The 17,764-nt window shown below is 58.2% G+C and carries 15 protein-coding genes; all 15 read right to left on the bottom strand.

The window, feature by feature from the left end; translation table 11 throughout:
* Nucleotides 1-10: 10 nt before the first annotated feature.
* Entirely contained in the window at nucleotides 11-1,003 is a 993-nt protein-coding gene (locus MESS4_RS12585) for a class I SAM-dependent methyltransferase (protein WP_006330823.1), read from the bottom strand.
* A 128-nt stretch (nucleotides 1,004-1,131) separates the two neighbouring features.
* Nucleotides 1,132-2,019 carry a dTDP-4-dehydrorhamnose reductase gene (gene rfbD, locus MESS4_RS12580; protein WP_006330822.1) on the bottom strand — a complete coding sequence of 296 codons (888 nt, stop codon included), beginning with the start codon at nucleotides 2,017-2,019 and terminating at the stop codon, nucleotides 1,132-1,134.
* Entirely contained in the window at nucleotides 2,016-3,086 is a 1,071-nt protein-coding gene (gene rfbB, locus MESS4_RS12575; protein ID WP_006330821.1) for a dTDP-glucose 4,6-dehydratase, read from the bottom strand. The genes rfbD and rfbB overlap by 4 nt, the downstream gene beginning before the upstream one ends.
* 146 nt (nucleotides 3,087-3,232) lie before the next feature.
* Complete coding sequence (gene rfbC / locus MESS4_RS12570) at nucleotides 3,233-3,787, bottom strand: dTDP-4-dehydrorhamnose 3,5-epimerase (protein ID WP_006330820.1); 555 nt, start codon at nucleotides 3,785-3,787, stop codon at nucleotides 3,233-3,235.
* Nucleotides 3,788-4,669: a glucose-1-phosphate thymidylyltransferase RfbA gene (gene rfbA, locus MESS4_RS12565; RefSeq protein ID WP_006330819.1), complete on the bottom strand. Its 882-nt coding sequence runs from the start codon at nucleotides 4,667-4,669 to the stop codon at nucleotides 3,788-3,790.
* Between the two features lie 396 nt (nucleotides 4,670-5,065).
* Nucleotides 5,066-6,385, bottom strand: a complete 1,320-nt coding sequence (locus MESS4_RS12560; protein WP_006330818.1) for an O-antigen ligase family protein — start codon at nucleotides 6,383-6,385, stop codon at nucleotides 5,066-5,068.
* The gene (locus MESS4_RS12555; protein WP_036241131.1) at nucleotides 6,382-7,635 is read right to left on the bottom strand and encodes a hypothetical protein; all 1,254 of its coding nucleotides are present in this window, start codon (nucleotides 7,633-7,635) and stop codon (nucleotides 6,382-6,384) included. Before MESS4_RS12555 ends, MESS4_RS12560 begins: the two co-directional genes overlap by 4 nt.
* Entirely contained in the window at nucleotides 7,523-9,901 is a 2,379-nt protein-coding gene (locus MESS4_RS12550) for a polysaccharide biosynthesis tyrosine autokinase (RefSeq protein ID WP_006330816.1), read from the bottom strand. Before MESS4_RS12550 ends, MESS4_RS12555 begins: the two co-directional genes overlap by 113 nt.
* Nucleotides 9,902-9,953: 52 nt before the next feature.
* Entirely contained in the window at nucleotides 9,954-10,742 is a 789-nt protein-coding gene (locus tag MESS4_RS12545; RefSeq protein ID WP_006330814.1) for a polysaccharide biosynthesis/export family protein, read from the bottom strand.
* Nucleotides 10,742-11,551 (bottom strand): CpsB/CapC family capsule biosynthesis tyrosine phosphatase, encoded by an 810-nt coding sequence (locus tag MESS4_RS12540; RefSeq protein ID WP_006330810.1) that lies wholly within the window; start codon nucleotides 11,549-11,551, stop codon nucleotides 10,742-10,744. Before MESS4_RS12540 ends, MESS4_RS12545 begins: the two co-directional genes overlap by 1 nt.
* A 308-nt stretch (nucleotides 11,552-11,859) precedes the next feature.
* On the bottom strand, nucleotides 11,860-12,369 hold the full coding sequence (locus tag MESS4_RS12535; protein WP_006330806.1) for a hypothetical protein: 510 nt from the start codon (nucleotides 12,367-12,369) through the stop codon (nucleotides 11,860-11,862).
* A gap of 448 nt (nucleotides 12,370-12,817) precedes the next feature.
* A complete protein-coding gene (locus MESS4_RS12530) occupies nucleotides 12,818-13,291 on the bottom strand; it encodes a hypothetical protein (protein ID WP_006330804.1) in 474 nt (157 codons plus the stop codon).
* An 80-nt stretch (nucleotides 13,292-13,371) separates the two neighbouring features.
* Nucleotides 13,372-15,621, bottom strand: coding sequence for a mannose-1-phosphate guanylyltransferase/mannose-6-phosphate isomerase (locus tag MESS4_RS12525; RefSeq protein ID WP_006330802.1), 2,250 nt, complete (start codon nucleotides 15,619-15,621; stop codon nucleotides 13,372-13,374).
* On the bottom strand, nucleotides 15,618-16,793 hold the full coding sequence (locus MESS4_RS12520) for a glycosyltransferase family 1 protein (RefSeq protein ID WP_006330800.1): 1,176 nt from the start codon (nucleotides 16,791-16,793) through the stop codon (nucleotides 15,618-15,620). The genes MESS4_RS12525 and MESS4_RS12520 overlap by 4 nt, the downstream gene beginning before the upstream one ends.
* A complete protein-coding gene (locus MESS4_RS12515; RefSeq protein WP_006330792.1) occupies nucleotides 16,790-17,764 on the bottom strand; it encodes an SDR family oxidoreductase in 975 nt (324 codons plus the stop codon). Before MESS4_RS12515 ends, MESS4_RS12520 begins: the two co-directional genes overlap by 4 nt.

Genomic DNA, 17,764 nt, shown 5'->3' with positions numbered 1-17,764 from the left:
TATTCTAAATTTAGCCACCCGCCCGACGTACATTCCGCAGTAACCACCTGATATTCATTGAAAGCGTTCGCAACGGGCCAGTAATTCGCCAACTCGTTGAGTCCTTGAGTTCCTGGGCAGCGAGCTCGCTTTGCGTTAGTTTTGCCTCAAGAGCGCTCGCCAGCGCTTGCGACCGTACAATCTCGTTGTCGCGGCCTTCGACCTGTCGCTGCCATTCTTCTCGATCCAGTGCAAACTGGGCCTCGCGCTCGCGCGCCTGTGCGGTCACCTGCTCGCGCTCGGTCTCCAACGTAGCGATCTCGATGCCGCGCTGCTCGATCTCTCGCTGCCATTCTTCGCGGCTGAACGCAAATTGCGCTTCCGCCTGCCTTAGCGCATAGGCCGTATCCCCGCGTCGGGCGACTGCCTGCCCGAGATGGGCGAAAGCGGTTCGTACAGCTTCGCGAGCATCATCTTGGTCGCCGGCAGCGAATAACGCCTCGATCGCCTTTGGGTAGCTGTCGCCAATTCCCAGCACACCCAGGCCGTACCCATGCAGGAACTCGAAATGCGGCCGACCCGCCGAGACTTCGCTCCAGAGACGAGAGACGCCGAAATCGCGCTCGCGCACATTCGTGTCGTGAAAGAGCACAATGGCGTTTTGCGTCAACTTTGGCCGCCAGGTCTCGAAGTCATGGCGAACAGCGTCGTAAGTGTGGAGACCGTCAATGTGCAACAGGTCGATGCTGGCGTCCTCGAAATGGTCAACGGCCGCGTCGAAAGTCGACCGTACGAGACTGGAGAAAGCCGCATATTTGGGAGCGTGGTAGGCGGCCAGATTGGAGTAGACCTCCTCGTCGTAAAACCCAGCATGCTCGTCACCCTTCCAGGTGTCGATTGCATAGCTACTGCAGTGGAGACCCAACAGCTCGATGGCTTGGCAGGCGGCACAATAGGAGACCCCTGCATGCGTGCCAAGCTCGACAAACCGGAGCGGTCGGAGCGCATCGATCAGCCAGAACATGAATGGAACATGCTCCACCCATGCAGACGGAGCTACGAGGTCAGGAAATCTGAATGTCGTCGAAGTGAAAGGAATCATCGCTGTCTTTCAGGCCCCGGTAAGCGCATTGTTGCCACAACGGGCAATTCTCAAGCAGGCCGAAGAAGACATCGTTCCACCTCCTCTGTCGACTCGCGCCAGCCCGGAGCTACCCATCCAAATGCGGTCGCGAATTTTTGCGTCGCCAGGCGCGAATTTCGGGGGCGCTGCGCCTTGGTCGGATAATCCACAGTGGCGATATCCCGAACCCGCGCATAGGGGCCGCCAAACGCCTGGCTTGTGTCCAGGATATGACGGGCGAAGCCACTCCAGTTGGTCTCGCCGGTTCCCGCCAGATGATAGACGCCGAAGGAAGCAAAGCCCTTGTTGCCACGCAGCATCGCCGCCGAATGCAGGAGCGCGTCGGCAATATCGAGGGCCGAAGTGGGATTTCCCCACTGGTCGGCCACCACCGCTATCTCGTCGCGATCCGCTGCCAGCTTCAGCATCGTCTTGACGAAATTCCTGCCGAACGGGCTGTAGACCCATGCCGTGCGCAGGATGAGGTGACGCGGGTTGGCCTTGGCGACCGCCTGCTCGCCAGCCAGCTTCGAGGCGCCGTAGACGTTGCGCGGAGCGGGTTCATCATCTTCGCTATAGGCCCCCTCGCCGCTTCCGTCGAAGACATAGTCGGTCGACAGATGGATGACGGGAACGCCAAGCCCTGCCGCGGCTTCGGCGACATGACCGGCGCCGGCGCCGTTGACGGCAAAGGCAAGGTCCGGTTCGTCCTCGGCATGGTCGACCGCGGTGTAGGCGGCGGCGGACACGACCAGGTCGGGCCTGGCGATTGCCAGCGCCGGTGCGATCGTCTCCGGCTTCGCCAGGTCGAGTTCAGGCCTGCCGAGCGCAATAACCTCGAACTCCGTGTGCGCGTGCGCACGCTCGACGAGGCTTCTTACGACCTGCCCGTCGCGTCCGGTGACGACAAGCCTCACGCGGCACCCTTGCGCGCGTCGCCCAGCCGCTCGCCGGCATAGCGCTCGCGGCGGATCGGGCCCCACCACCATTCGTTCTGCAGGTACCAGTCGACCGTCCTGGCGAGGCCGCTGTCGAAGCTCTCGCGCGGCGTCCAGCCGAGATCGCGCTCGATCTTCGAGGCGTCGATCGCGTAGCGCCGGTCATGGCCCGGGCGGTCAGCGACGAAGGTGATGAGATCGCGATAGCGCCGGCCGGCGGAGCGCGGCCGCCTGTTATCGAGACTATCGCAGATCGCCTCCACCACCGCCAGATTGGTGCGTTCCGAGCCGCCGCCGACATTGTAGCTCTCGCCGACCGCGCCGCGCGTCGCGACCATGGCCAGGGCGCGCGCATGGTCCTCGACGAAAAGCCAGTCGCGGACGTTCGCGCCGGCGCCGTAGACCGGTAGCGGTTTTTCGTCGAGCGCGTTCAAAATGACGAGCGGGATCAGTTTTTCGGGGAAATGGAACGGACCGTAGTTGTTGGAACAGTTCGACAGGACGACCGGCAGGCCGTAGGTGTCGTGCCATGCGCGCACCAGATGATCGGACGCGGCCTTCGACGCCGAATAGGGCGAAGATGGCGCATAGGGCGTCTGTTCGGTGAAGACGCCGCCGTCGAAAGGCAGGTCGCCGAACACCTCGTCGGTCGAAACATGATGGAAGCGAAACTGGCCTTTCTTAGCGTCGGGAAGTCCGCGCCAATATTCCAGGGCCGAGTTGAGCATTCGGTAGGTGCCGACGATATTGGTCTCGATGAATGTTCCCGGCCCGTCGATCGACCGGTCGACATGGCTCTCGGCGGCGAGATGCATGACGATGTCGATATCGTCGCGATGCAGCACCTCCAGGATCGTCCTGTCGTCACAGATGTCGGCGTGTTCAAATCTGTAATTGCGCGCGCGCTCGATCGACCGCAGCGAGGCGAGGTTCCCGGCATAGGTGAGCTTGTCGAGATTGGTCAAGCGGTAGGCCGGATTGGCGCACAAATGCCGGCACACGGCCGAGCCGATGAAACCGGCACCCCCGGTCACCAGAAAATTCATACCTCACTCCTCATGCCATCACCCTAAAGCGCGTCGCGATTGAACGGATTCATGCGACGCGCTTTAAGTTCTTGTTCTTATGCATGTCGTTATCGCAAAACCGCTGCGCACTTTTGCGCGACATGCATTAGGAGGGCGAGCACCCCTCATGCAAACACCTCCGCGGCAGCGAGTGTCGGCGCCTTGAGGTCCTTGTCCGACAGTTGAAATCCGCCCGATAGCGATGGCCATTCGATGCCGATGGCGGGATCGTCGAAACGGATGGATCGATCATGCTGCGGCGAATAAAGTTCGGTGACCTTATACAGCACCTCGGTATCCGGTGCGAGCGTGACGAAACCGTGCGCGAAGCCTCTCGGCACCAGGATTTGATTGCCCTTTTCGGCGGAGATCTCCAGGGCGACCCATTTTCCGAATGTCTTCGAGCTGCGGCGAATGTCGACCGCGACATCAAGAATCCTGCCGCGGACAACGCGCAGCAGCTTGTCCTGGGCGCGTGGGGAAAGTTGATAGTGAAGCCCCCTCAAAACACCGGCGGCGGCGGAATAGGAGTGATTGTCCTGGATGAAACGCAGATCGATGCCTGCCTCTGAAAAACGCTCTTCATTGTAGGTTTCGACAAAGAACCCCCGGGCGTCGCCGAAGCGCTTCGGGACGATCTCCAGCACGCCATCGAGACCGAGCGGCCTGATCTCCAGCACCTAGTTCTCCGTCAGTTCGACGACGCGCCGGCGCAAATAGGCGGCATAGTCGTTCTTTCCCAGGCGGGCAGCGCGCTGCAGAACCTTGTCAGCCGTCAGCCAGCCCTGCTCGAAAGCGATCTCCTCCGGACAGGCGACCTTGATGCCCTGGCGATGTTCGATGGTGCGCACGAAGGAAGAGGCTTCATGCAAACTGTCATGGGTGCCGGTGTCGAGCCAGGCATAGCCGCGGCCAAGTTGATGAACCTGCAACTGCCCGCGTTCGAGGTAGACGTTGTTGACCGCCGTGATCTCGAGCTCGCCACGCGCCGAGGGCCGGATCGTCGGGGCTATGTTCACGACATCGTTGTCGTAGAAATAGAGGCCGGTGATAGCCCAATTCGACTTCGGCGCTTGCGGTTTTTCCTCGATCGTCAAAGCGGAGCCACTGACCTTGTCGAACGAAACCACGCCATAGCGCTGCGGATCCTCGACATGGTAGGCGAACACCGAGGCACCGCTTTTGCGCACGGCCGCCTTGCGGCAGAGCTGCGATAGCCCTTCGCCGAAATAGATGTTGTCGCCGAGGATCATCGAGACGCTGTCGTTGCCGATGAAGTCGCGGCCAATGATGAAGGCTTCCGCGAGGCCGTTGGGATGCGGCTGCTCGGCATAGGACATGTCCAGCCCGAACTCCGAACCGTCGCCGAGCAAATCCCTAAAAACCGGCAGGTCGCGCGGGGTCGAGATGACCAGAATCTCACGGATACCCGCGAGCATCAATACGCTCAGCGGATAGTAGATCATCGGCTTGTCGTATATCGGCAGGATTTGCTTGGAAACCGCCAGTGTCAGCGGATAGAGCCGGGTTCCGCTGCCCCCGGCCAGGATAATGCCTTTCAACAAGCTCTCCTAAACTGCCTTCGCTCCCCCCGGCGCGATTTGAGCGTGCTTATGTTTCGGAAGGCAGCTTGTCAATCGCTGCCGCATCCTCTGGTAGAGCGAGATGGGGACATCAACCTGTCAAAATGAGATCGCGACGTGGGCCCAAATAGCTCGCGCAGGCTCGAAACAGCTGAAATCCAAGGTCAATGGTTCGTGCTAAGGCAGAGACATTCGATACGGCATGAAAAAGCCGGCGGGCAAGGGGCTCGCCGGCTTTTCACAGGTTGGAAAGTTCTGGGCTGGGCAGCTGATCGTAGCCAGAGCGGTTTCGCTCAAACGACCTCGATCGTCGCGACGATGCCTCTAAAGCGCGACGCGTCCGGATTCAAGCACGAAGGCAGGCTTCTACAAGCATCACGACGACTTTCCAATGGGAACAAACAACTTGTCGCCGTTGTGGTCGATCTCGATCATTTCGCTCTTCTGACGCAAACGGTCTGCAAATCCCTTGTGAAAGATAATGGCGTTCATATAGGCGAAGGTCATTGCAAGCGCTGCGGTCCGTAGCGGATAGTCAACCAGTGAGTGGATGAGAAGAAAGGATACCGACAGAAATGCCGCCTTCTGAAGTGGGTCGCGGCGGATTCTGGCAAACGAAGCAAAAAGCAACACAAAATATAATGCCATCAGCAGAATGGCGAGAACTCCGCCCTCGAAGGCTATTTCCAGATAGTCATTGTGGGCATGATTTACGAACTGTTTGAAAATCATTCCTTCCTTTTCGTATATCTGATAGGCCTTTTGGAAATTTCCAAATCCGACGCCAGTCGCCCAATTCTCCTTAATTCCCTCAATAGTGGTCCGCGCAAATTCTCCGCGCCCAAAAGCCGGATCAATCGCATCAACATCGATCTTCGTCCAAACGCCTATCGTGTAGGCTGAAATCCCTATGAAAACCAGCAGGATGCCCCATCCGCTCGCCCTGGAGCGCGCTGAAAGAAAGACAACGGACAGGACTGTAATCGCCAACCCAATCAGCACACCAGCACGCGAACCGGCTGCCAAAAGAAGCAGCAAAAGCGTGACCAGTCCGAGCAATCCAGACAAGAGATTTCCGCGAAACAGCCCGTGATAGACGACGAAGGGAATAGAGACAAAAAGCAAGGCTGCAAAATGATTGCGGTTGGCAAACAGCCCGGCGTTGATTGTAAACGGCAGCAACCCCTTGATGGCGATGTCGTCGGAGAGCGAATATTGAATCGCTCCCGCCAGCCCATTGCAGATGACGCCCATGAAAAAGAACGGCAGAAGCGCCTGGATCTGCTCGGTTCGCAAACGCAAAACACTCAGGAAAAACGCTACCACCGCCACCAGATACAACAGGCATTCGATCGTGCGTCCCACGCCGAGGCTGACGAAGCGAAATCGGGTTTCTCCAACGAACGAGGAATCGGCGAGCAACAGTTCTGGCCGCAAGCCGTTGAATATGGATGCCGGCAGCGGGACTATTTGCAAAATCACCAAGGCCACGGCGAACACAAGCAGCCACAACACAGAACGGGGAACCCGTTGGCCAAATGGCTGTGAAAGGACAGCCGCCGCCGAGACAATCGCCGCGACTTCAATCAATGTGTCCGTGTAGAGGCCGGCTGCGGTCCCCCCACCGATCAGCAGCGATACAAACAAGACCGACCCGAGGAGATATTTATCCCATTCCGCTGGCCGGTCGCTCAAGATGGAAGTCTCTCGATGCTCAATTTGTGCATTACCAACGTGCCGACATACCGAAACCGCCAACTGTCAGCGATGGTGGCAGTGTCCAGTCTCAACAATTGCATGGGACAGGTCTCCGGACCAATCAAAAAATCCTGACTCAGGGATTGACGATTGAATGTACCCTCTGGAATATTGAACCGTGCAATTTCGCCAGCCGGACATCTTAGGGACCAGAATAACTCCTTTGGAAGCTTCAGGTTTCTTGCGGATGCAATCAGAGAAACCTTGTAGGATCCCGGCGGGAGCTCAATATACTGCTGAAGAGCGGAGTTCTTGACCGGTGTATTCAGGAAACGGACCGTCGCCCCGCCCTCACCTTCGACCGCATCCTTGGATGTGGCGAACGAGACTTCCATCCCCGACTGATCGCGGATCTGCCAATCGAAAGGCTTGCCGCTGGACACCGGTTCAAAGGTACTGTTGAAAATATACCCGCCCAACTTCCTTTCTTCATCAGAAAGGCTGAAAAGAAATAACCGGTATGCTGGCTCATATTGCTTTTGGCGAATATAGCCGTTGATTACAAAGGACAACTCGCCCGGTTTCGGTGGTGCGCTTGACCCGATCAAATCGAGCAGCAGCCGATTCGCGAAAACGAGCCCCTCGGGGGCGTTGCCAAGAGCGACGAACAGACTGGCTCGCCAGGGCGCCTCCGCCTTGATAGCTGCCAGCACCGCCTGGTATCCATCGGGGTTCGAGAGGATTGTCGGCAGGCCCTCGGCGATCTCAGGAAACCGATCCGGCCATCGCCGCAGCAATATATCGATCTCGCCAACAGCCTTTGACAGATCGCCCGTTTCAATCGAGTGGCCGATTGATCTCTGAAGCGCATGAATCTCCGTCTTGGACAATTTCCGAGCTTGATCAAAAAGCTCATAGGCTTGGTCTTTTTCACCCTGACGATACTTGATCTCACCGATCAGGCTGTAGAGGCGAGCGTCCACCAGATCAAAGCGAAGCGCGCCTTCGGCCTTGGCAAGCAAGGCATCAAGGTCAGGAGTATTGTTTGTGTCGTTCAGGTCGTGGGTAATTTCACCGATCACCGCGTCGACATTCAACGGATCCAGCGCGAGCGAAACGGCCGGCGTTTCGGTCTCAAGAAACCGACTTAGACCGATCGACGAAGCCGCCAACACTAGAACGGATGCGACGAACCAAACGCTTGAACGCCGGAGATTTTGCATAAGCGGGTTGGCCTGCTCCGTCATCCACTTTGCCCTCAAGTTTCGGGGTACTCGTGCCGTAGTCGTAATACTGGTAGTTCATATATTTGTAGGCGTAGTTGTAGTCGAATTTGTTCACCGCAAATTTCGACATCGCGGCTCCGACCACATTCGCTCCGGCGGCTCGCAGGCGCTTCAACGCTGTCTTAGCCGACTTGCGTGTGACCTGATTGGTGGAGATGACCATCAACGTGCCTTCGGCAAGCCGACTGAGGATAGGCGCATCCGAAAGGCCGACGACCGGCGGAGCATCGATGATGACAAGGTCGAAGCGCTTGCCGAGATTGGTGATGATCAGTGCCATCTTGGGCGAGGAGAGCAGATCCGCAGGGTTCGGCGGGATCGTTCCGGACGTCAAAACGGTCACATTCGGATATTTCGTCGCCCGGAAAATACTCGCAAGATCCTCCTTGCGAACGGTGTTTGTCAGGAGGTTGCTGAGCCCGATCGTGTTGTCGAGCCCAAACAGCCGATGAAGATTGGGCTTGCGAAGATCGCCGTCGACAATGAGAACTCTTGCACCAAGCGCGGCAAAATCCTGCCCAAGCTTGAACGACGTGGTCGACTTGCCTTCCGAGGGCTCCGAACTCGTGACCAGCAGTGATCGCGGCGCGCCCTCGGCGCCGGAGAACTGCAACGATGTTCGAAGCGATCGGTAGGCTTCGGACAGTCCTGACTTCTGATCGGCGATGCTGGCTATGAGTTCCCGGTCGTCGACGAGCGGCAGGATGCCCAGCATCGCCAATCCCAATTCCTTTTCGATCTGCTCGGGGTTGGTGAAGGTGTTGTTCAACAACTCGATGATATAGATTATTGACGCGCTCAGAGCCATGAAAAGAGCCAAGGCGATCGCAAGATTGATAGTCAGGCGCGGAGAATAAGGACGAACGGGCAGTGTCGCGAAATCAACGATTGCAGCGCTTTGTGTCTTTAGCTCAGAACTCACGCCAACTTCATTCAGCTTGGCAATAAGGTTATCATACTGCGACCGGTTCGAATCGACTTCGCGCTTCAGGATCGTGTATTTGATGTTTTTGTCGTTGAAGATAACCTGCTGCTTCTCCATCTCAGCAAGTTTGGTCTTAAGGTCGGCCTCCTTGTTCTGACTTTCCTGGTATCTCTGCCGCAGAGAATCGGTTATCGTCAAAACGCCGTTGTTATAGAGCCGTTGCAATTCCTTAATTTGCGACTGAAGCTGTTGCATTTCCGGAAAACCAGGCTTCAGAATGCCCAGTTTTTGCTGATACTGGCTGGTCAAATCCGCCAGCTTGTCGCTGAGCTTCTGCAGACCTTCGCTTTCCAGCACTGGGCCAAGGCTCGAGCCGCGACCTTTGTCGATTTGTTCCACGACCCGTCCGGCGTCGAGACGCTCCTGGATGGCCGTCGCCAGCGCGGTGTTCAGAGCCTCGATGTTCGACCCTATCAGTGATTTGTCGTCGCCGGTTACCGTGATGCCTGCATCCTTTGCATAGGCGACCAGTTCCTCTTCGGACTTCTGAAGCTTTTGCTTCACCTGCAAAACCTGTTCCTGGATGAATTGCCGTGCCAGGTCTGATGTCTCGCTGGTCTGGTCGAGCCTTTGGTCGATAAAGCTCTGCGCGACCTGATTGGCTACATCACTTGCATATTTCGGGTTTTGGTCGGCAAACGTAATCGACAGCAGGCTTGTGTTGGTGACCAGACTGACCGTAAGGTCCTTTAGAACGCGATCGATCGCAATCGACTCGCGTTCCTCGGGGGTTTTCTCCTGAACCGAGGGGGATTTGGCGATCCCGAACGCACGATAGAAAATATTGCTGAGTGAGAAGTTAGGCGTTGGAAACAGGAAGTCCGGCTTTTCGCTGAGACCCAGTTGGAACACCACGCGCTGCGCCAATGCGCGACTTTTCAGCTTCTCGCGGGCCGTTAGAAAAGCCCGCACGTCGCTGTTTTCGGAAACCACTTCAATGTCCTGGAAGACCTTTGCCGAGGGAACCAGCACTTCCAGTTGCGTTGTCGCCTGATATTTTGGCGTCTGCATCATGGTAACGATGACGCCGGCGACAAGCCCCGCCGCCGCCATCATGACGATCAGCCACCGATACTGGACGACGTAGAAAAACAGCTTGAGCGGATTAAAGCCCTCTTCCTGCTCCGGTTGATCGCGACCGTACGGGTTATAGTTTTGAGCACCGTCATAATACAGGTCCGCGGACAAGGCCTGACCGTGTCCTGGGCCTGCAATTTGATGCTGTCTGTTACGATCGAGCATGGCGCGAGGTAATCCTGAGTTCGTCCGTAGACTGAATTCTGACCGACTGCGGCTATAGTCCCGGAACCACCGCAATTCGGGCTGCACTCGAGGCGACACCGAGGGCGTCCTTGAGATTGTTCATCGCAATTTTCGATTTCGAGGCGAAGACGACAACCTTGTCGCCGCCATAGATGCGCGGATTGCGGCTCTTGCCGGCACGAATTTCCTCCACATTGTAATTAGCAACCAGCGTATTCGAGCCGATATTGCGATAGACAAAGACCTTTCTTGCATCTCCAACGGCATTGAACCCTCCAGCAAGGGCGATCGCATCGATGAGAGAGGAGTTGCTCGATACAGGAAAGATGCCGCCCCTGGTGACTTCACCGTCGACAGTAATGCGCTGGCCAATCGACTCCTTGACGAAAACCGACACATCGGGCGACTGCAAATATTTGGCGCCGTAGGCCGTTTCGATTTCCTTCTCCAATTGACGGACGGTCTTTCCCGCCGCGGTTATGGTTCCGATAAGTGCAAGCGAAATCTGCCCGCCAGCGTCGACCTGAACGGTTCTGTTCAGATTGTCGACCTGGAACACATTCACCTCGAGCACATCGTTCGGAGACAAAGGCTGCTCGCTGCCGTTCTGGGTGTTTTGCGGCGCAGGCAGGTCTTTTACGACCTGGAGAGCGCTACCGCTCGAAAGCGGCGTCGACGATGATGTTAGCTGCAGCGCATCGACCGAAGCCGGTGAAGATGGTGCCGTTGACGAGCTGCTCGTGCAGGCAGACATTGCCAGCGAAGCGACCAATACACATATTGTGCCGGCAAAGCTTTTTGCGTACCGAAAACCGCCCATCACGCGGTCCCGCCCTTGAACAATCGACCCAGTCCGGCAAAGCGGCCGACGTTGCCGGGGTTCGGCTTCTTGGCGCGTGCCTTTCCGACCGGCTCGAGGGGCCGGTTCGCCAAAATATGGCCTGGACGTTTCAACACCATATTGCGGGCCTCATCCTCTCCACATCGCTTTGCAGCAGCGGCAACTGCCTGCGATAGCCCAGGACGCCGGCGGGTGGTGCCATGGGTGTCCGATGCGATAATATCTACCCTACCTTCGTCAATCAGCTTTTCCGAATAATAAAGCGCCGTGCGCCCAAAAGCACCAACAATCGAGTCTGCCGTAAGCTGAATAAGACACCCCGCTGCATTCAACCTCTCGACAACGTCGTAATTCGCCTTGATCCAGGTCAAACGCTCGGGATGGGTAAGAATCGGAATAAACCCGGCGTTTATGAGGCGTAGAGCAAGATCTTCCAGCCTTGGCGGTAAAACGTGGTGCGGCGGTTCAAATAGAAAATAGCGGGATCTGTTTAAAGTTGGCACGCTGCCGAGGGCCAATTGCTCCGGAAGATCCGGCGCTACATGGATATCGGCACCAACATAAAGAGCAAGCGGTATAGCGGCACGGCGTAACGCCTGATCCAGCCCTTGAACGGCTCGAGTGATATTTGCCGATCCGTTTTCGTACATGCCTGGCATGATATGCGGCGTACACGCCATGTGCGTCGTCCCATCAGCTACCGCCAGCCGTGCCATTTGCAGCGATTCGGAAAGGCTGGGCGAGCCATCATCAAGACCGGGCAAGATGTGGGAATGCAGGTCGATCATTGACGTTTCTGCCTGCACCGAAGCAACGTAGCGACTGCGCTCCAACAACACGCCAATGCGTCAGCCGCAGGATGGCGAATGACGCATCTGCCAAGCATAAGCAAGACGGCCTGTGTAAGATCCCAGCCGCCAAGACGTACGCCCGAGACGAATCGCGTCGAGCCCTGCTCAAAGCAATAGAGCGACACGGTTAACAAATTTAGCAAAAAACACTAAACCTGGCGCCAGCAAGGTCGACCAGATATCCAGCAACAACACACAGCAGAGGCGCCTCACGCCTCCGCTGCCATTGCCTGCTTGGCACCCGCCTACTGGCTAACGCCGTTGTCGTCATCCTGCGTTGCAGCAAGAATACCCGCCGCGCCAGCCATGCCCGCAAAAATACCGAGCGGCAGCCAGGACGGGGTGCCGCCCGAGGCAATCTGACCCGTATGCTCAGGGCTCACACCAACGGCAGCAGTCTGCTCGGAGCCCACGACTTTCAGGCAGATTTTGTTCTCGACGCGGGAAATGTCGAGACTTGAATTCGCCGGCACATTCAGATTGCAGCCCCCGACATTGACGGAAGCAGACCCTTTGGCGCCAACCACCACGCGGCTGCCGAAATCCAAGGCAGTACCCGGCTTGGCAGGACCATAGCCAGCGGTCTGCGAAACCATCACGTCGCCGTTGGCATGGCCAATCGATCCGATTGAACTCGCCGCCCCTTGATAGGCGGTCGCGCAGGTGCATGACGCGTCCTGAGCGAACGATGAAACAGGGCCAAAGCTGATCGAGACGACCAGTCCAGCCAACGCACTTTTAACAGTTAGGTTCATTCGTTCAGATCCTTTTGTCCCGCGTTACCTCAGACCCACCCGATCACTAAGGTACTGACCAAGCGCGTAACAGCTTTTCTCTTCGATTCCAACCCATTTCGCATGTGCGAGATACTTTTTGGTTTCCGCTGTGTTTCATTAAACACACTTATTAGAAGGTTTGAATGTACCATTTTGGCTGCTGGCTGCAACGGGCTATAGTTCGGAAACGCAATCGGGTTCCTTTTCGCCAAAAATACCCACCGGCACAGGTTGATTGGTAGGTAAGAGGAGTTAAGATTCATTTTACAGTCTTTGAAGCCGTCGTCGCGCCCGTCCTTCGTGCAGATTGCAGTCGACTGGATTTGACGTCAGGCGTTGTCGCACATTCCGCTTTTCATTTTATGACACTCGCGACTCGGCACGACTCAATAACGATAAGCACGAGGGCAGTCGGCGAACCCCTGAGCTACGAGCCCGAGGAGCAAGATTTGTAGGTCGACCCCGCTTGTGCGGGCTGGCCGCATAAAATGCCATTCTCGGCAAGCTTCGCCGCCAAATCCACGCCATCCGACGTAAAACATTGCACGACGATGGCGTCACCGAACTTTGACGCGACATTGCCGTCGCAAGGGGTTCCCGTGCCGACAGGCTTGCAGGTCAGGGCGAGCCCTTGATAATCCCGACGCACTGCCTCCGTTACCAGGGCGCGCATGGATCGAGGTTTGGTAAACGCCACGCCGCACAGCAAAATCTTGCGGCCGGCGACGCGAAGATCGTCGATTGCCTGGACGGCAAGCTTGCCATCAAACGGCGCAAGCGCCGCCTGCGGCTTCGGAGGCCGCGAATGAACATTCGTCCCTCTTTCCATGACGATGACAAAGAAGCCAACCGCAAACGCCAAGGCAACAAGTGCAAGCAAACCTTTGTTTTTAAACGACAAAGTCGTCACTCCCGTCGTGGCTAAGCATCGTTAGCAGCCGATGGTCCGAAGCTTATTCGGACGGAAAGATTTCGATCTCGTCAACCGTTCTGCCGAATATTGCCGCCGGTGCCGTCCAGATACTGCGTCAGCGCACAGACCAGATGGTAGAAGATGCTGGCCGGCACATCGGTCGCCAGTGAACGGCCACGTTCGTCGATCCGGTCGACCCACAGACCGAGCGGTGCTGGATTGATATGCCAACGGAACAAGCGACCGACCCGCGCTTCGATCTCGGGCTTGAGGTCGGGTCCGCCCGCGCCATCCAGTGCAATTGCCGCCTTGATCGCCTCCGCCTGCGGCCAACTGCGCGAGACGCGGTCGAGCGGCAGGCCTTGCCGCGAAACGGCGCCGTAGGCAAGACCGGTGGCGCGGTTGAGGCCGTTGGCAATGGCCGAGGCATAGAGCTTCCTGGCAAAGCCGCTCAGTTGGCTCTGGCCGCTGCGTCCGGCGAAATCGACCAGCAAGGAGGCCCACTCGAAATGGTGCCCGGGTTCCGTCCACAAGCCTTTCTCGCCATTAGCCGGCTTCCATTCGTGATCGAAATACTCGCCAAGCGTCCAGCTTTCCGGATCGAAGAAATGGCTGCGAAATAAATCGACGATGCGCGCGGCGCGGCGAAGATAGGCACGCTCGCCGGTCGCCTGATGCCACGCAAGGAAAGCTTCAAGCAGGTGCATGTGCGGATTGGAACGGCGTTCACCCGCGCCGTCCGAGGTTTCGAGAAAACCGGTCATGCGGTGATCCTCGAGATGCGCGTCGAGAAAAGAAAATGTCTCTTCGCCAAGCCGCAAGGCATCGGGATTGCCTGACATATGGGCATGCGCGAGCGCCAGCAGCACGCAGGAATGATCGTAGGCATCCTCGACGGCGTCGGCGACCGTCCCGTCGACATTGAGCGTGCGTACCCAGCCGCCATTGTCGGTACGGCCGTTCCTGGCCATGAATTCGATACCGTGGCTGATCAACCGGTCGGCCGGGCCGTCCCATCCCCTCGCCTTGGCGACGGCGAAGGCATAGATTTGCCTGGCCTGCGTGCGCATGCGCTTGGGCTTCATCAGCGGCGTGGCGTCAAAACCGAGCGCTTCGTGGAAACCGCCATGGCGATTATCAACACCGACTGTCGACCACAGCGGCACCGTCTCTTCAAACAGCCAGTGATGCACCCGGCGCCGCCAGGCGCCGCTCTCGATCACGCGATCATCCGCGGGTGTGAATTTGGTTTCCAGCCGGCCACTCTTTTCGAGTTGCTCGACGATCTTCTTGACGTGTTGGCTGTGGCTGACCGGAGCAACGAAAGTGGCGTCCGCAGTCGAGACGATGGCGAGATTCTCGACGCCGATGGCCGACAGCAGACGGCCATCGCTGCGGATGTAGGAGTTTTCGCAATCGATGGCGACGACGTCGCCGATGATCACGTTGCCCTGCTTGTCAGAGGGGCTGACATCCAGCAGCGATTGCCAGGAACCGAGATCATTCCAGCGAAAGCCGGCCGGCACCATGGCGATGTCCCTCGCCTTCTCCATGATCGCGTAGTCGATCGAGGTCGAGGGAATGGCGGCGTAGAGTTCGAGAGGCATGTAGAGGCCGGAAAGATCCGATGTCGCGGCCTGGTAGGCAGCCTCGGTGGCCGTCCATATCTCGGGCTGGAAAGCCATGAAGGCATCGCGCATGGCGCTGGCGCGAAACAGGAAGATGCCGGTGTTCCAGTAGAAATTGCCAGCGTTGAGATAGTTCTGCGCGGTCGCGAGATCCGGTTTTTCGACAAAGCGTGAAACATCGCAGATGCCATCCCGCTCGCCGGCGATCTCGATATAGCCGTAACCGGTCTCCGGCTGGCTGGGCTTGATGCCGAACACCACCAGCCGCCCCGCGCGCGCCGCCGCCGTGCCATTTTCCACGCTCTGCCAGAATTGCTGCGCGGTGGCTATTTCGTGGTCGGACGGAACCACCAGCACCAGGCTGTCGCCGTGGTCGGACAGGGTGCGCAAAGTCGCCAGGGCCACGGCGGCGGCGGTGTTGCGGCCCGTCGGCTCGAACAAGGGACCGCCGCCGGAAAGGTCCAGGCCGGCCAGGTCAGCATGGACGCGATCGGCGTGCCGTTCAGACGCTATCAGGAAAACCGGCGTTTCGCCTTTCGGCCTTGCCGTCAGCCGGCGCAGCGTCTTTGCCAGCATCGAGCCATCACCCGAAAAATCATGGAACTGCTTGGGATTGTCCTCGCGCGACAGCGGCCACAGCCTTGAGCCGACGCCGCCGCTCATGACAAAACTGACGATTTTCTCGATCATTGGGGGACACTTCTGACATTTTCAAACAATGCAAGGAGCGCTGCCGCGTAGTCTCGGCGGCGCTTTTGTTGCCGACCCTGAAGCAAGGCGACATTCTCGCGGACAGGGCGTGGGCGCCGCCCGACTTCCATGAGACGCTGCGCCAGCGCTTCCGCACTGTCTGGTGCGAAGAAGAGCGCGTCCGGCGCTTGTTCGCGATGCAGCGGAATGTCGGATAGCAACATCGGCGTGCCCAGCGACTTCGCCTCTTCAACCGTGGTCGACCACCCCTCGAAGTGAGAAGGGTTGAGGAGATAGTCCGCGGCACCGATCAAGGCGAGAACGTCATCATAGGGAATTAATCCGAGGTGGCGAAAATGGCTTGCAAGCCCATCCGTTTCGACAAGATCCATCAGACGCTTGAAAAATGTCGGATCGCGCGGATCCGTGGTGCGCCCAGAGAGGACTATCGGCGGCAAGGAGTCCAGCGCTCCGATTTGGCTTATATGCTTCAACGCCTCGACCACCAGCCTGTGGTTCTTGTGGACCCAGAACTGATTGGGAAGAAAGAAGAAACGCTCGGGCAGACCATGCGCCTGGCGGGCCCCGTCGGCACGCGCCAAGACGGGGCCTGGATCGAGGTCGATGGCGAAGCGCACGACGGCGGTCTTGCTGCGCGAGACCGGATAGAATGTCTCGCAATCCGCGAGCGCATCCCCGCTCGAGAGCATTATGGCGCGATTGCCTGATGTCTGCAGGCGGTAACCGAGGTCTCTGCGCCACCAGGCCCTGCGCGGAAAGAGATGCGGCAGGCGACGGTGCTGGAAATCCGGAATCCAGGAAACGACCGGCACCGGAAACCGGTTGCCGAACCACTGGGCAACTTCAAAGACAACGTCGATGCCTTGCGCGACGACAAGATCCGCGAAAGCGCGGTCAGTGCCGCCGACGAGGGCAATCAGCCCTCGCCTGCCAAGCCCGGCGCCTGTCACCCGTTCATCGACAATAGCGGGCGCAGCCAACATGTGATCGAAGGACGCACCAAGGCTTGAATGCTGCTCAGGCGTGAGAAACAGCTTCGCCTGCACCTTGCCACGCAGTTCGGAAGCGATGACGCTCAACATATTGCGCAGGTAGGACTCGCCACCGGACCAAGACCCGCGACCGATGAGGGTGAAGCCGACTGTGATCAAGGCGCGGAGCGTCGCAAACGGCCGGCCGGCTCAGTGAGAACCTCGGCGCGATACCAATCGACATAGCCGGCAATGCCCTCGCAGAGCGGTACCTGCAATTGAAGTCCTTCCGGCACGCCAGAGGGATCAGAGATCAGGTTCACGGGATCGCCCCGCCGGGATTCTCCAGAAAACGAGAGGCGATGGTTCCCTTCCCACGCATCCAAAACCATGCTGGAAATCGTGCTGACGGATGCGGGAGCGCCCGCCCCGCCATTGTAGATCGTGAAGCGCGGTTCGCCGACAGGCAAAATGCGGTGGATCAACCGCACGACATCAGAGACATGATGCCAATCCCGCATTTCCGTCCCCATGCCACCGAGGACGATGTCGGTTTCGCCTGCCGCAAGCCGACCGCAGAGATCCCAGAGCAGTTGCTTGCGTAGCCCTTCGCCATAGACCGAAAAGAGCCGAGCCACCGAGATCGGCTGGCCGTAAGCGGCACAATATGACCGGCCCAGTTCCTCCACCATGCGTTTGTGATAGCCATAGGGGGAATAGGGATCGAGCGCCGCGTCGACCCTGATCGAACCGACATGTCCGCCGCCATAGACGGCAGCAGACGACGCAAGAACGACAGGTGCATCGGGTGCGCGGCGGCGCAGGAAATCGAGGACACAAGCCGCGGAAACGACGCTTTGCTCAAAATCCTTCAGGGGATCGGCAATCGACTGGCCAACCGTGGCGCCACCCGCCAAATGATACACGGCTGCCGGGCGGCCATGCGCTGTCAGGGCCGCATCCATCGTTTCGACGGTTACTCCGCCGGAAAAGAATGTACCGCCGGTCGCCATGGCAAACCCGGGTGCTTCCTTTCGACCGAAACCGATGACATGGCAGCCTTCTTGGGCAAGGAAACGAGCAAGATGCCGGCCGATGAAGCCGCCGGCGCCAGTCACCCAGACAGGTTTTGCCTCTTTTGATTGCGCCAA

Origin of the sequence: Mesorhizobium sp. STM 4661 (assembly GCF_000359125.1) — a bacterium.
Classification (GTDB): Bacteria; Pseudomonadota; Alphaproteobacteria; order Rhizobiales; family Rhizobiaceae; genus Mesorhizobium.
The sequence above is the reverse complement of the archived record's forward strand: the minus strand, read 5'-3'. Positions and strand labels throughout refer to the sequence as shown.

Bases quoted from the DNA above. Each gene is read 5' to 3' on its own strand.
- MESS4_RS12585 (WP_006330823.1), bottom strand. From the start codon at position 1,003: ATGTTCTGGCTGATCGATGCGCTCCGACCGCTCCGGTTTGTCGAGCTT.
- rfbB (WP_006330821.1), bottom strand. From the start codon at position 3,086: ATGAATTTTCTGGTGACCGGGGGTGCCGGTTTCATCGGCTCGGCCGTG.
- MESS4_RS12555 (WP_036241131.1), bottom strand. From the start codon at position 7,635: ATGACGGAGCAGGCCAACCCGCTTATGCAAAATCTCCGGCGTTCAAGC.
- MESS4_RS12550 (WP_006330816.1), bottom strand. From the start codon at position 9,901: ATGCTCGATCGTAACAGACAGCATCAAATTGCAGGCCCAGGACACGGT.
- MESS4_RS12545 (WP_006330814.1), bottom strand. From the start codon at position 10,742: ATGGGCGGTTTTCGGTACGCAAAAAGCTTTGCCGGCACAATATGTGTA.
- MESS4_RS12540 (WP_006330810.1), bottom strand. From the start codon at position 11,551: ATGATCGACCTGCATTCCCACATCTTGCCCGGTCTTGATGATGGCTCG.
- MESS4_RS12535 (WP_006330806.1), bottom strand. From the start codon at position 12,369: ATGAACCTAACTGTTAAAAGTGCGTTGGCTGGACTGGTCGTCTCGATC.
- MESS4_RS12525 (WP_006330802.1), bottom strand. From the start codon at position 15,621: ATGATCGAGAAAATCGTCAGTTTTGTCATGAGCGGCGGCGTCGGCTCA.